Consider the following 13,172-nt stretch of genomic DNA (forward strand, 5'->3'; position numbering starts at 1 on the left):
AGAAAGGATCTGGTTTGATGACCCAGCACAGCGATGTCACACGCGAAATCAGCTATGCCCATTCCGCCGAAACGCGGGGCGGCCGCACGGTTATTCGCCTGTTGGAAAACGCCACCGGGCGGCTTGGGCTGATCAAACGGGCCGAAGGCTATGAACATGAGGTCGCCGACGGTCGTGATTTCTGGCGCGTGATGATGGAGCGTTACGGTCTCAGCCTTAAGGTCATCAGCGGCTCGCTCGACAACATTCCGGCAACCGGTCCATTGTTGATGGTCGCGAACCATCCCTTTGGCATTCTCGACGGCATGATGCTGGGACACATGTTAAGCGAGGTGCGCGGGGATTTCCGCATTCTGGCCAACAACGTTTTTCAAAAGGCCGAGGAACTGAACCGGATCGTCCTGCCGATTTCATTCGACAATGATAAAGAGGCGGTCAGGCTGAACCTGCAAACGCGCAAAGTGGCGCTGGACTATCTGGGGCAGGGTGGTGCGATTGGCATCTTTCCTGGCGGCACGGTCAGCACGGCGGCCAAACCCTTTGGTCGCCCGCTTGATCCCGGTTGGCGCAGCTTTACCGCGCGTATGATTTCAAAGTCGAACGCCCAGGTGGTGCCGGTTTACTTTGAGGGCCACACCAGCCGTCTGTTTCAGGTCGCGAGCCATCTGCACAACACGTTGCGGCTGGGGCTGTTGATCAAAGAGTTTGGAAAACGGGTGGACGAACCTGTCGAAGTGGCCATTGGCAAGCCCATTCCCGCTGCGGATTTGCAAGCATTCTCAGGCGATTCCAAAGGTCTCATGGACTTCTTGCGACAACGAACTTATGAGTTGTCCCCAAGACCTGTGCCAGCCAATGGCTATGGGTTTGAATTTGAAGAAAAGCACCGGGCCTAAGGCCCACGACAGCACCGGGTTTCTGGCCCAAGGCGGCGAAGATGGCAGTAGGAATTTTTGACAGTGGTTTGGGCGGACTGACCGTTCTGGACGCGGTGACCCGGCGGTTGCCAGATGTGCCATTTGTGTATTTCGGCGACAATGCGAACGCGCCTTATGGGGTGCGGGATGCGGATGACGTCTACAGCCTGACCACGGCCGCTGTTGAGCGGATGTGGGATGCGGGTTGTGATCTGATTATTCTCGCCTGCAACACCGCCAGTGCCGCGGCCTTGCGGCGGATGCAGGAAAGCTGGATCCCCAGCGACAAGCGTGTGCTTGGCGTCTTTGTGCCTTTGATAGAATCCCTGACCGAGCGCAGCTGGGGTGATAACTCGCCACCACGCGAGGTCGAAGTGAAACACGTGGCCCTGTTCGCCACGCCTGCTACCGTGGCCAGCCGGGCATTCCAGCGCGAATTGGCGTTCCGTGCGATTGGCGTGGATGTCGAGGCACAGGCCTGTGGCGGTGTTGTGGATGCCATCGAAGACGGCGATCTCATTCTGGCCGAGGCGCTGGTTCGCTCGCATGTCGATGCGCTGAAACGTAAGATGCCCGATCCGCAGGCCGCCATTTTGGGCTGCACACACTACCCATTGATGCACGATGCGTTTCAGGCGGCCCTTGGCGAGGACGTCAAAGTCTATTCGCAGGCCAATCTCGTGGCCGAGTCGCTTGCGGACTACCTGCAGCGCCACCCGGCGATGGTCGGTGAAGGGAGCGAATCGATGTTCCTGACCACGGGTGATGCGGGTCGTGTGTCCGACCGCGCGACACAGTTCCTCCGACGAAAGATCACCTTTCAGTCGGCGTGACATTCACGCCCCTCGCAATTTCATGAATCAAAGATTAAGTTCCGCAGCGATCAAAAGTGGTGCGGAACTGCGTCAAATCACACGAATGACCCGTTTATGGGTTAACGCAAATGTACAAAACTTCTGTACAAAACGGACAAAAGGGGTCCTGAGAAATGGACAAAACGCACAAAATCGCCATCCTGGGCGCGTCGGGTTACACTGGCGCCGAGCTGGTTCGTCTGATCGCAACCCATCCGAAAATGCACATTGTTGCCCTTTCTGCAGACCGTAAAGCAGGCATGGAAATGGCCGCTGTTTTCCCGCATCTGCGCCACCTTGAACTGCCAACGCTCTGCAAGATTGACGAGATCGATTTTGCTGACGTCGATCTGTGTTTCTGCGCCCTGCCGCATGCGACCTCGCAAAAGGTCATCAAAGCCTTGCCCAAGTCGTTGAAAGTGGTTGATTTGTCAGCCGATTTCCGGCTGCGCGACGCGGACGAGTACGCCAAATGGTATGGGGGTGAACACGACGCCTTGGAGTGTCAGGCCGAGGCCGTCTATGGATTGACCGAGTTTTACCGGGACGACATCAAAAAGGCACGTCTCGTGGCGGGTACGGGCTGCAACGCGGCGACCGGGCAATACATGCTGTCCCCGTTGATCAAGGCCGGGGTAATTGACTTTGATCATATCATCCTTGACCTTAAATGTGCTGTATCAGGGGCAGGCCGGTCCCTAAAGGAAAACCTCCTGCATGCCGAGCTGAGCGAAGGCTATCACGCCTATGCCGTGGGTGGAAAACACCGGCATCTGGGCGAGTTTGACCAGGAGTTCAGCAAAATTGCCGGACGTGAGGTGACGATCCAGTTCACGCCGCATCTGGTGCCCGCGAACCGGGGGATTCTGGGAACGGCATATGTGCAGGGTGATGCGCAGGAAGTGTATGAAGCTCTTGAAAAGGCTTACGAAAATGAGCCGTTTGTCAAGGTTCTGCCTTTCGGTGAGACACCCAGTACAAAGCATATTCGAGCCTCGAACTTCTGCCATGTTGGCGTGGTCGCGGACCGGATTGAGGGTCGCGTGATCGTTGTCGCGGCGCTGGACAATTTGACCAAGGGCTCGAGCGGGCAGGCGCTGCAAAACGCGAACCTTATGCTCGGGGAAGAGGAAACAGAGGGCCTGATGTTGGCGCCGGTCTTCCCCTAATGGCCCAGGAAAGGAACAGAGGATGAAAAACCTCAAAAAGAAACGCCGCGTACAGGTAATCCTGCTGGCCTTTGTCGCTTTGGGATTGTCGACGGCTTTGATAGGCTATGCGATGCGCGACGGCATCAACTTTTTCCGCTCGCCCAGTGAGGTGGCCGAAGCGCCACCTGCGCCGAACGAAGTGTTTCGCATCGGCGGTTTGGTTGAAGCGGGCACCCTGAAACGTGGCGTTGGCGAGACAGTGTTTTTCAGCGTGACCGATGGCGGAGCTTCGATCCCTGTCGCCTTTACCGGGGTGCTGCCAGACTTGTTCGAAGAAAACCAGGGCATGGTCGGCACCGGACGCTATGTAGACGGTGTGTTTGAGGCAGACGAAATTCTGGCCAAACACGATGAGACCTATATGCCCAAAGAGGTGGTCGACGCGCTGAAAGAGCAAGGGGTCTACGTAGAGCCTGAATCGTAAGGCTTCTGACCACTGGTATTCAATTGTGACCCGCAACCGAAGTTGCGGGTCGCTTTGTTTGTGGGGTGAGGTGCACCGTTCGGTCGCATGAGAGGGCGTTAACCGCTTTGGCGCAGCCTTGGTGCGGGTTTTCCGGGCGAGGTGCGGTATGCAGACAGTGAGGGCGATTGCCGAAGAGATCGTGGCGCGCGAGGGTGGCTACGTGAATGACCCGGATGATCCGGGAGGGGCGACCAAACATGGCGTGACCATTCACACGATGCGGCGGTTGGGGCTGGATCTGGATCGAAACGGGCAGATAGATGCACGCGATGTCAAACGCTTAAGCCGGGCGCAGGCGGTCGAAATCTTCCTCAAGCATTATTTCGAAGCACCGGGTGTCGCTGCACTACCACGGACGCTGCAGGCCAGCGTTTTTGACATGTATGTGAACGCAGGCAACAACGCGGTGAAAATCCTGCAACGGCTTTTGTGTGACATGGGATTCCCGGTTGATGTGGATGGGGCCATTGGCCCGAAGACAGTGCAGGCTGCGACAGAGGCCGCCCGTGCGGCGCCAGAACATTTGGCCGATGCTTACGGTATTGCACGCCGTAATTACTATTTCCGGCTGGCAGATCACCGTCCCGCCTCGCGCAAATACGCACGCAGCCGGGCAGGGGGCAAAGGGGGATGGATCAAGCGCGCCGAAGAGTTTGTCTCTCCGCGCTACCACATGAGCGATGCCGAGTTTCAAGCACGGGTGGCAGCATGGGGGTGATTGGGCAAATCTTCACACTGATCTTTGGCGGTGGACGCAATGTGGTGAAAGAAACTGCCGAGGTGTTTCGCGAAAATGCCGAAGCAGGGGCTGTGCGCGGCACAGAGGTGCAATTGGCAGCTATGGCGGCGCATGGCGCCGAGTTTTACCCAGCTCAACGCGGGCTGTTTGACCGCGTGATGGATGCAGTTAACAGGCTGCCGCGCCCGATGATGGCCTTGGGATGCCTTGGATTGGTGATCTCGGCCATGGTCGACCCGGTCTGGTTTGCAGCGCGCATGGCCGGGATTGCGCTTGTGCCCGAACCCTTGTGGTGGCTCTTGGGCGTGATTGTCAGTTTCTATTTTGGTGCACGTCATCAAGCAAAAGGTCAGGAGTTTCAGAGGTCTATCGCCACCAGCATGGCGCAGGTGCCGACTGTCGTGGAGAACCTGAAACTGTTGGAAGGGCCCGAGATTGGTCCGCCGAATCCTGCCGTGATGGATTGGAAACGGAGCTCGTATTCTGAAACCGGACTAACAGACCGTTGATTGCCATTCGGGTGGCGGCCCGATAGCCTTGATCTTCGCAATTGAAACCAATTTTGGGGCTGGCAATGGCAGAAAATGGCAAGACTCACAACGCGGCCTGTCACTGCGGTGCAGTCACCTTTCGTGTCCGTCTTACGGATGGACTTGAGACCGCGCGCCGGTGTTCCTGTTCATATTGCCAGATGCGCGGCGCCGTGGCGGTTTCGGCAAATCTGGACGGGATCGAGTTTTTGACTGGTGAAGACAAGTTGAGCACCTATGCGTTCAACACCAAGACGGCCCAGCACTATTTCTGTTCCGTCTGTGGCATCTATACGCACCACCAGCGTCGGTCGAACCCGCATCAGTTTGGCATCAACGTTGCCTGTCTTGAAGGGCTTGGCCCCTTCGATTTCCCCGAAGTGGTTGTTTATGACGGCGTAAATCACCCGACTGATCTGCAGAGTGGGCCGCTTGTGGCGGGGGTCTTGCGGTTTTCGAAGGCCTGAGACCACGGATATTCGTGTCTAGGCGCGACAAAGTGATCGCCCGGACCTGACGAAAGTCATTGGCCGTACCGCGCACCCGACGTATATGTCAGACATGATTACTGAGATTGGCCATTTCGCCCTGATCCTCGCCGCCCTGACCGCTTTGGTCCAGGGCATTGTTCCTCTCATTGGCGCACACAATCGCTGGCCCGGCTGGATGGCCGTGGCTGAACCCGCGGCGGGGATACAGTTCCTGCTGACGGCGTTTTCCTTTGCGGCGCTGACCTATGCCTTTGTGGTGTCGGACTTCTCGCTGCGGCTGGTGGCGTTGAACTCGCATTCGGCCAAGCCGATGATCTACAAGCTCAGCGGTGTCTGGGGCAACCACGAGGGATCGATGCTGCTCTGGGTGCTGATCCTCACACTGTTTGGGGCCACATTGGCGTGGTTCGGAGGCAATCTTCCCCCGACCTTGAGAGCACGGGCCTTGTCGGTTCAGGCATTGGTCGCTGTGGCGTTCTTTGCCTTTATCCTGTTCACGTCGAACCCGTTTTTGCGCATCTCGGCCCCGCCGTTTGATGGCGAAGGCCTCAATCCTCTGTTGCAGGATGTCGGCCTCGCGCTACACCCGCCATTTCTCTACCTGGGCTATGTTGGCCTTTCGATGGCGTTCTCTTTTGCAGTGGCTGCCTTGATTGAGGGGCGTGTTGATGCGGCTTGGGCGCGCTGGGTGCGTCCCTGGACATTGGCTGCGTGGATTTTCCTGACCATTGGTATCGCACTGGGGTCCTGGTGGGCCTATTACGAACTGGGTTGGGGCGGGTTCTGGTTCTGGGACCCGGTTGAAAACGCGTCTTTCATGCCGTGGCTACTGGCAGGTGCCTTGTTGCACTCGGCCATCGTTGTTGAGAAGCGCGAGGCGTTGAAAAGCTGGACCATTCTTTTGGCGATCCTGGCCTTTGGATTCTCGTTGATCGGAACGTTTATTGTGCGCTCGGGTGTGATTACTTCGGTCCATGCCTTTGCCAACGATCCGGAACGTGGTGTGTTCATCCTCGCCATCCTGTTGGTGTTCATGGGCGGCGCGCTGATGCTCTTTGCCGCCCGCGCAAGCGTCATGGAGGCCAAGGGTGTGTTCAGCATGGTCAGCCGTGAAAGCGCCTTGGTGTTGAACAATATCTTTCTGGCGGTTGCCTGTTTCGTGGTGTTCGTCGGAACGATCTGGCCGCTGGTTTCCGAGATATTCTTTACCCGCAAACTCAGCGTGGGCCCGCCGTTCTTTAACATGGCCTTCACACCGTTCATGGTCGCCTTGGGGATCATCCTGCCTGTGGGTGCGATGCTGCCGTGGAAACGCGGCAATCTCAGCAGGGTGATCAAGCCTTTGATTCCAGCTTTTGTGCTGGCTCTGGCGCTGGGGGGGTTGATCTGGGCCATGCAGACCGGACGGAGCCTGTTGGGACCCGTTGGATTGTTCTTGGGGGCTTGGCTGGTGTTTGGAGCGCTTACAGACGTATTGAGCCGCTCAGGCCGCGGGGCAATCGGTTCCCGTCTGGCGCGATTGCGCAGACTGCCGCGCGCAGACTGGGGAAAGACCATCGCACATTCGGGGTTCGGCATCACGATTATCGGCATCGCTGGTCTGACCGCGTGGGAGATGGAAGACATTCGCGTGGCCTACAAGGGTGAGCCATTTACGGTCGGGGCGTTTGAATTGACGTTGGATGATGTGCGGGCTGAACAAGGCCCGAACTATATGTCGACGATGGCGGATGTCACTGTGCGCCGTAATGGTGAGCTGGTTACAACCGTGCACCCTGAAAAACGTGTCTATCCGGTGGAATCCATGCCAACGACCGAAGCCGCGATTGACTATCGCTTTATGCGGGACGTCTATGTGGTGATTGGCGATCCTCAGGCAGACGGTGGCTTTACCATGCGGACCTATATCAAGCCGCTGACCAACTGGATTTGGTTGGGCTGTACGTTGATGTCGCTGGGGGGACTCCTGAGTCTCACGGATCGGCGGTACCGTGTCGCTGCTGGCGCACGTAAAGCCCCCACAACCGGAGTGCCCGCGGAATGAAACGTCTGATCCTGATCTTGATGTTGGTGGCCGCCCCGGTGTGGGCGGTCCAACCAGACGAAGTTCTGGACGATCCGGTGCTGGAACAGCGGGCGCGCGATATGTCCAAGGATTTGCGGTGCCTGGTGTGCCGCAACGAGAGTATCGACGAATCCAATGCTGATCTGGCACGCGAGCTGCGTATCCTGGTGCGCGAACGGCTGGTGGCGGGGGACAGCAACGAAGAGGCGATGGACTACATCGTCTCGCGCTACGGTGAATATGTGCTGTTGCGACCGCAGACCAGTGGTTCGAACCTGCTGCTGTGGCTTGCTGGTCCGATGATGTTGTTCCTGGCGCTCTTGGCCGCTGTGTTCTACCTGCGTGGCCGCGCACGTGCACCAGTGACTGCTGAGAAGGGCCTGAACGACGAAGAGGCCGCACGTCTAAAGAAAATCCTCGACGAGTAACGTCAGGTTTTGCTTGCCCTTTTGCGGGGCCATGCCTAACTCCTAGCCTGACGAGGGAGGATCGCGCATGGCCTATCAGACAATCGACTATCGCCTTGAGGACGGCATTGCCGTGGTGACGCTTAATCGCCCTGAGGTGATGAACGCGCTGACCCAGCAGATGCGCGCTGAGATCACCGATGCGGTGCGCACAGGCGGAGGTGAAGCACGGGTTGTTGTGCTGACCGGTGCTGGCCGGGCATTTTGCTCGGGCCAGGATCTGGGCGATGGGGGCAGTGCCGCCAGCATGGATCTGGAGCGCGGGCTGCGTGATGAATATGCCCCGATGATCCGCGCCATTACGAATTGCCCAGTGCCTGTGATTTCTGCCGTGAACGGCGCAGCAGCCGGGGCAGGGGCCAACCTTGCGTTGGCCGCAGACGTGGTGATTGCCGCCGAGAGCGCCTATTTCATGCAGGCCTTTTCCAAGATCGGGCTAATCCCGGATGCCGGTGGCACCTATGTGCTGCCGCGACTTGCAGGACAGGCGCGCGCGATGGGCATGTCTCTTTTTGCTGACAAGATCGATGCTAAGAAGGCCGAGGCCTGGGGCTTGATCTGGGAAGCGGTGGCCGATGACGACTTTGCCGACACATGGATGGCGCGGGCGCGGCATCTGGCCGAGGGTCCTACAGTGGCTTATTCCCATATCAAACAGGCATTGCAGGCCTCTGGCGACAATGACCTTGAGGCGCAGTTGTCGCTTGAGGCCAAGCTGCAGGGCAAATGCGGTAAGACGCGGGACTTTCAGGAAGGCGTTGTGGCCTTTCTTGATAAACGTCCCGCGACCTACGAGGGCCGCTAGGCCAGCTTTTAAAGGTTGCGCAGATGCGCCATCAAAGCCAACGCCTCGGGCGTTGGCTTGCGCTCAATCCGGCGATAGGCGCTGCCGTCAACTTCGCGTTCCGCCAGCCCATGATCAATCAAGGACCGGCGCAACAAAACATGGTCAACAAAGGCCATGCCCTCTTTCAGAATGGTGTTCACCTCAACTTCGCGCAAGTCGCGGTGCGCGGGCATTCGCGCCCAGAATGGCCAGAGACACAGGCCTTGAACCTTGGTGTGTTTGGGCCAGCGTGTCATACGCCCATCGGTACCAAACACACGCCGCGCGCGTTTCATCGCCAGTTCATCGAGCTCTGGCGGCGAGGTTGTGACGCGCATGTGTTGGTGGTTGCGAAAGCCAGCAGCCTTGGCGACCAGTGCCAACATAGCTGCATGGCCGGGCAGGGCCTCTTGACCCGCCAAAGACTTGCGCAGGGTTTTGGTAAAGGCCGAGACGTCGGCAATAAACAGAGGGTTTGCGTCCTTAGACATGGGACAACATCCTTTATGCTGATCGTGCCTCCCGGGATCGGGGTCGATGGCCGCCCTTGTCGACGGCACGGGATAAAGCATGCTGTCGGTACTCTCGTCAGGTTTAGCGTGGTCGTATGACCGGCGGCGCCTCGGTGAACTGCGGACCGTGGCCCGTCAATTAGTTCAGCCAACGGGCGTTGACAAGGGATGACTCCGCAAAAGAAACGGGCGTGGCCCGAATGCGCCACGCCCGAATTGCCCCACCCATGACCCGATGCCCCACCGGGGTCAGTTCAGGTCTCTAACAACGCGATGTTGTCGGCGGTGAACGTGGGTCCTGCGGCCGTGACGATGATGACCGCCTGACCATCGGCATAAACGGTGACATCGTCCGTTGTGCCATCAATGGTGGTCGAGATCACCGGCTCGGTCGGGCCCGTGTAACTGTATGAAATGATGTCCTCGTCTTCGTCATAGTCTTCGATGATCGCAGGCTCGCCCGGACGCACCCATTCACCGGCGGAAAACAGGTCTTCTCCAGCACCGCCAGTCACGGAATCTTCGCTGCCCATAATGATCGTGTCGTCGCCGCCACGACCCTGAATGACGTCGCCGTCGTCGGTGTCCAACCCTGTGTCATACTGAAACACCAAATCGTCCAGCGTGTTGGCTGTTTCTGCAGAGGTGGCCAATGTGTCCTCGTCCAAGAGCGAGGTACCGTCCAGAATGTCTGCACCGCTGCCACCGATCAAAGTGTCAGCGCCTTCTCCACCTACCAGCGTGTCTTCGCCTTCACTGCCACGCAGTTCATCGTCATCCGCGCCCCCCAGCAACAGATCACCTTCTTCGCCACCACGAAGTGTATCGTCGCCCTCATCGCCGAACACGATGTCGACACCTTCCTCGGCATCAAGGGAATCGTCACCTTCAGTGCCCATCAAAAGGTCGTTCTCACCTTCATCAACCGAAATTTCTTCGACGGTTTCTATGGTTGTCTCTTCAGACGTCGCTTCGTCATCGTCATCATCGTCACTTGTAACTTCGACAATGACCCAAGCCCAAAACACGACAGACAAAACACCTAGTGCAGCCAACATATTGACAATCCCCGTGCCTCAATTTCGCCACAAAGTTGACCGGGTTTCGACAAAAAGTCAATTTTTTCAATGCATTGTGTCTGCTATCGAGACAATCCCAAGGTCGGCATAGGAAATAGTTACCAAATCATTAACAAAAAACGCGCCCAGAACGACTCAGGGCGCGTTTGCATTTCAGATCGGTGTCCGACTTAACGGTCTTCGATGTCCACATAGTTGCGTTCGGTCTCACCCTGATAGAGCTGGCGCGGGCGACCAATTTTATGCGCTGGGTCCGAAAGCTGCTCTTTCCACTGTGAAATCCAACCAACGGTGCGCGACAGCGCAAAGATCGGCGTGAACATCGAGGTTGGGAAGCCCATCGCTTCAAGAATGATGCCCGAGTAGAAGTCGACGTTCGGGAACAGTTTCTTGTCGGCGAAGTAGGGGTCCGCCAGTGCCGCAGCCTCAAGCGCCTTGGCGGTCGCCAGAACCGGGTTGTCCTCGACACCCAAGAGATCCAGAACCTCGTCAGCGGATTGTTTCATCACAGTCGCGCGTGGGTCGAAGTTCTTGTAAACGCGGTGGCCAAAGCCCATCAGGCGGAACGGATCGTTCTTGTCCTTGGCGCGGGCGATGAACTCGGGAATGCGATCAGGTGTGCCGATTTCTTTCAGCATTTCCAGACATGCTTGGTTGGCACCGCCATGAGCAGGGCCCCAGAGACATGCGACACCAGCCGCGATACAGGCGAATGGGTTGGCGCCAGAAGACGAGGCCAAACGCACTGTCGATGTTGACGCGTTTTGTTCGTGGTCAGCATGCAGCGTAAAGATACGGTCCATCGCACGTGCAAGGATCGGGTTCACTTCGTAGTCTTCGCATGGCACGGCAAAACACATGCGCAGGAAGTTCGACGCATAGTCTAGATCGTTGCGCGGATACACGAAAGGCTGCCCGATCGTGTATTTGTACGCCATCGCCGCGATGGTCGGCATCTTGGCGATCAAGCGGTGAGAAGCAACCTCACGCTGGCGCGGATCGTTGATGTCGGTCGAGTCGTGATAAAAGGCAGACATCGCGCCGACTACACCCACGATGATTGCCATTGGGTGAGCATCCCGGCGGAAGCCTCTGAAAAAGTTGATCATTTGCTCATGCACCATCGTGTGGCGCGTGATCGTGCTCTCGAACTCGTCCAGCTCTTTGGCCGACGGCAGATAGCCGTAAAGCAGCAGGAAGCAAACTTCTAGATAGTGTGATGTGCCTGCCAGCTGGTCAATCGGATACCCGCGGTGCAGCAAGACACCTTCTTCACCGTCAATATAAGTGATGGTCGAATCACAAGATGCGGTCGAGGTAAAGCCCGGGTCATAGGTGAATACACCGGCCTGGCCATAGAGTTTGCGGATGTCCAGAACGTCGGGACCGGCGGTCGGCGAGTAGATTGGCAGCTCAATGCTTTTGCCATCAATCGTCAATGTGGCTGTTTTGTCAGTCTCGGTCATACTGTCTTTCCTCTCATACGCCCCTGTGCGCGGACCGCCGGGGTTGTTTAATTATGGGGCCGAAGCGTGCTTTGTGCCGCGTCAGCCCCCGTTGCCCTCTTCTGCCGCGTCCATCAGGCGAGCAACGGTTTCGTCGCGCCCCAGAACGAGCATCATGTCAAATACGCTGGGGGTCACGGCGCGTCCTGCAAGTGCGGCCCGCATGGGACCTGCCATCTTGCCGAACTTGATTTCTTTCGCCTCAGCGAAAGCGCCTGTGGCAGCCTCCAATTCGTCTCGGGTCCAGCTAGCATTTTGCAGCTGCGGCGTCAATTCTTTCAGTATACAACGGGATACCGTATCGAGGTTTTTGGCCGATTTTTCGTCCGGATCGATCGGGCGCTCAGCCAGAACAAATTGAGCTTTATCAAGGAGTTCGGGAAATGTCTTGGCCCGCTCTTTGAGGCAATACATCGCATCCCCCATCAGCGTGGTTTTTTTGGCGCTCAAGGCTTCAGACCCGGTTGCGGCCAGAAATTCGCTTAACTCATGCAGCAGTGCAGCATCATCGCTAACAGCGATGTGCTGGCCCGAGAGGTTTTCCAGTTTTTTCGTGTCAAATCGCGCCGGGCTTTTGCCAATGCCATCCAGATCAAACCACTCACGTGCCTGTGCGTCGGTAAAGAACTCATCATCGCCGTGGCTCCAGCCCAGCCGCGCCAGGTAATTGCGCATGCCTGCCGCAGGGTAGCCCATCTTTTGATATTCTTCCGCGCCCAAAGCGCCGTGGCGTTTGGAAAGCTTCTTGCCGTCGGCCCCGTGAATCAGCGGGATATGTGCCCAGACCGGCACCGTCCAGCCCATCGCCTGATAGATCATCATTTGGCGTGCGGCGTTGTTCAGGTGATCATCGCCCCGGATCACATGGGTCACGCCCATATCATGGTCGTCGACGACAACAGCGAGCATATATACTGGCGTGCCGTCCGAACGTAGCAGGATCATATCATCCAGCTGATCGTTGCGGATGGTGACATCGCCTTGTACCTGATCGCGGATCACTGTTGTCCCGTCCTGAGGTGCCTTGATGCGGATTGCATATGGGGCATCGGGATGCGTGGACGGGTCGACGTCACGCCAAGGGCTGCGATAGAGGGTTGATTTGCCTTCCGCGCGCGCGGATTCGCGGAATGCGGCGATCTCGTCTTGGGTGGCAAAGCACTTATAGGCTTTGCCTTCTTCCAAAAGCTGCAAGGCGATCTCGGCATGGCGTGCGGCGCCATCGAATTGGCTGACCACGTCGCCGTCATGATCCAGACCCAGCCAGCTGAGACCCTGTAAAATGGCCTCGGTCGCTTCAGGAGTCGAGCGCGCGCGGTCGGTGTCTTCGATACGTAAAAGGAACTTGCCGCCGCGGCCCCGGGCGTAGAGCCAGTTGAACAACGCAGTGCGCGCGCCACCAATGTGCAGAAAGCCGGTGGGCGAAGGGGCAAAACGGGTGACGACCTGGTCTGTCATGACGGTCTTAACCTTTCCGTAACCAAAGTGGAGATAATGTTAGCGACTGTCT

Annotated in this window: 14 protein-coding genes; 10 read left to right on the forward strand and 4 right to left on the reverse strand. The window is 57.6% G+C overall.

What is annotated here, in order from left to right; translation table 11 throughout:
- Positions 1-17: 17 nt before the first annotated feature.
- From Q0932_RS12315 to Q0932_RS12360, 10 genes are all read left to right on the forward strand, one after another.
- Positions 18-896, forward strand: a complete 879-nt coding sequence (locus Q0932_RS12315) for a lysophospholipid acyltransferase family protein (RefSeq protein ID WP_299353199.1) — start codon at positions 18-20, stop codon at positions 894-896.
- A gap of 41 nt (positions 897-937) precedes the next feature.
- Positions 938-1,750, forward strand: coding sequence for a glutamate racemase (gene murI, locus Q0932_RS12320; RefSeq protein WP_299353202.1), 813 nt, complete (start codon positions 938-940; stop codon positions 1,748-1,750).
- Positions 1,751-1,905: 155 nt separating this feature from the next.
- The gene (argC, locus tag Q0932_RS12325) at positions 1,906-2,940 is read left to right on the forward strand and encodes an N-acetyl-gamma-glutamyl-phosphate reductase (RefSeq protein WP_299353205.1); all 1,035 of its coding nucleotides are present in this window, start codon (positions 1,906-1,908) and stop codon (positions 2,938-2,940) included.
- 22 nt (positions 2,941-2,962) lie between these two features.
- A complete protein-coding gene (gene ccmE, locus Q0932_RS12330) occupies positions 2,963-3,406 on the forward strand; it encodes a cytochrome c maturation protein CcmE (RefSeq protein WP_299353208.1) in 444 nt (147 codons plus the stop codon).
- Positions 3,407-3,554: 148 nt separating this feature from the next.
- Positions 3,555-4,166, forward strand: a complete 612-nt coding sequence (locus tag Q0932_RS12335; RefSeq protein WP_299353211.1) for a holin-associated N-acetylmuramidase — start codon at positions 3,555-3,557, stop codon at positions 4,164-4,166.
- Positions 4,157-4,696 (forward strand): holin family protein, encoded by a 540-nt coding sequence (locus Q0932_RS12340; RefSeq protein ID WP_299353213.1) that lies wholly within the window; start codon positions 4,157-4,159, stop codon positions 4,694-4,696. The genes Q0932_RS12335 and Q0932_RS12340 overlap by 10 nt, the downstream gene beginning before the upstream one ends.
- Before the next feature lie 65 nt (positions 4,697-4,761).
- Positions 4,762-5,184: a GFA family protein gene (locus tag Q0932_RS12345; protein ID WP_299353216.1), complete on the forward strand. Its 423-nt coding sequence runs from the start codon at positions 4,762-4,764 to the stop codon at positions 5,182-5,184.
- A gap of 94 nt (positions 5,185-5,278) precedes the next feature.
- Entirely contained in the window at positions 5,279-7,252 is a 1,974-nt protein-coding gene (locus Q0932_RS12350) for a heme lyase CcmF/NrfE family subunit (RefSeq protein ID WP_299353440.1), read from the forward strand.
- Positions 7,249-7,701 carry a cytochrome c-type biogenesis protein CcmH gene (locus Q0932_RS12355; protein ID WP_299353219.1) on the forward strand — a complete coding sequence of 151 codons (453 nt, stop codon included), beginning with the start codon at positions 7,249-7,251 and terminating at the stop codon, positions 7,699-7,701. The genes Q0932_RS12350 and Q0932_RS12355 overlap by 4 nt, the downstream gene beginning before the upstream one ends.
- A 67-nt stretch (positions 7,702-7,768) precedes the next feature.
- Complete coding sequence (locus Q0932_RS12360) at positions 7,769-8,545, forward strand: enoyl-CoA hydratase-related protein (protein ID WP_299353222.1); 777 nt, start codon at positions 7,769-7,771, stop codon at positions 8,543-8,545.
- Positions 8,546-8,553: 8 nt separating this feature from the next.
- Here Q0932_RS12360 and Q0932_RS12365 read toward each other — a convergent pair whose 3' ends face one another.
- From Q0932_RS12365 to gltX, 4 genes are all read right to left on the reverse strand, one after another.
- A complete protein-coding gene (locus Q0932_RS12365; RefSeq protein ID WP_299353225.1) occupies positions 8,554-9,057 on the reverse strand; it encodes a DUF2087 domain-containing protein in 504 nt (167 codons plus the stop codon).
- A gap of 275 nt (positions 9,058-9,332) precedes the next feature.
- Positions 9,333-10,136: a calcium-binding protein gene (locus tag Q0932_RS12370; protein ID WP_299353228.1), complete on the reverse strand. Its 804-nt coding sequence runs from the start codon at positions 10,134-10,136 to the stop codon at positions 9,333-9,335.
- A gap of 191 nt (positions 10,137-10,327) precedes the next feature.
- Positions 10,328-11,623, reverse strand: coding sequence for a citrate synthase (gltA, locus tag Q0932_RS12375; RefSeq protein ID WP_299353231.1), 1,296 nt, complete (start codon positions 11,621-11,623; stop codon positions 10,328-10,330).
- Positions 11,624-11,704: 81 nt separating this feature from the next.
- Entirely contained in the window at positions 11,705-13,120 is a 1,416-nt protein-coding gene (gene gltX, locus Q0932_RS12380; protein ID WP_299353234.1) for a glutamate--tRNA ligase, read from the reverse strand.
- Between the last annotated feature and the right edge of the window lie 52 nt (positions 13,121-13,172).

The sequence above is a fragment of the uncultured Shimia sp. genome, assembly GCF_947498095.1.
In the GTDB taxonomy this organism is placed as follows: Bacteria; Pseudomonadota; Alphaproteobacteria; order Rhodobacterales; family Rhodobacteraceae; genus Shimia.

Coding starts and splice junctions, on each gene's coding strand:
- Q0932_RS12315 (WP_299353199.1), top strand. CDS start 18: ATGACCCAGCACAGCGATGTCACACGCGAAATCAGCTATGCCCATTCC.
- murI (WP_299353202.1), top strand. CDS start 938: ATGGCAGTAGGAATTTTTGACAGTGGTTTGGGCGGACTGACCGTTCTG.
- argC (WP_299353205.1), top strand. CDS start 1,906: ATGGACAAAACGCACAAAATCGCCATCCTGGGCGCGTCGGGTTACACT.
- ccmE (WP_299353208.1), top strand. CDS start 2,963: ATGAAAAACCTCAAAAAGAAACGCCGCGTACAGGTAATCCTGCTGGCC.
- Q0932_RS12335 (WP_299353211.1), top strand. CDS start 3,555: ATGCAGACAGTGAGGGCGATTGCCGAAGAGATCGTGGCGCGCGAGGGT.
- Q0932_RS12340 (WP_299353213.1), top strand. CDS start 4,157: ATGGGGGTGATTGGGCAAATCTTCACACTGATCTTTGGCGGTGGACGC.
- Q0932_RS12345 (WP_299353216.1), top strand. CDS start 4,762: ATGGCAGAAAATGGCAAGACTCACAACGCGGCCTGTCACTGCGGTGCA.
- Q0932_RS12350 (WP_299353440.1), top strand. CDS start 5,279: ATGATTACTGAGATTGGCCATTTCGCCCTGATCCTCGCCGCCCTGACC.
- Q0932_RS12355 (WP_299353219.1), top strand. CDS start 7,249: ATGAAACGTCTGATCCTGATCTTGATGTTGGTGGCCGCCCCGGTGTGG.
- Q0932_RS12360 (WP_299353222.1), top strand. CDS start 7,769: ATGGCCTATCAGACAATCGACTATCGCCTTGAGGACGGCATTGCCGTG.
- Q0932_RS12365 (WP_299353225.1), bottom strand. CDS start 9,057: ATGTCTAAGGACGCAAACCCTCTGTTTATTGCCGACGTCTCGGCCTTT.
- Q0932_RS12370 (WP_299353228.1), bottom strand. CDS start 10,136: ATGTTGGCTGCACTAGGTGTTTTGTCTGTCGTGTTTTGGGCTTGGGTC.
- gltA (WP_299353231.1), bottom strand. CDS start 11,623: ATGACCGAGACTGACAAAACAGCCACATTGACGATTGATGGCAAAAGC.
- gltX (WP_299353234.1), bottom strand. CDS start 13,120: ATGACAGACCAGGTCGTCACCCGTTTTGCCCCTTCGCCCACCGGCTTT.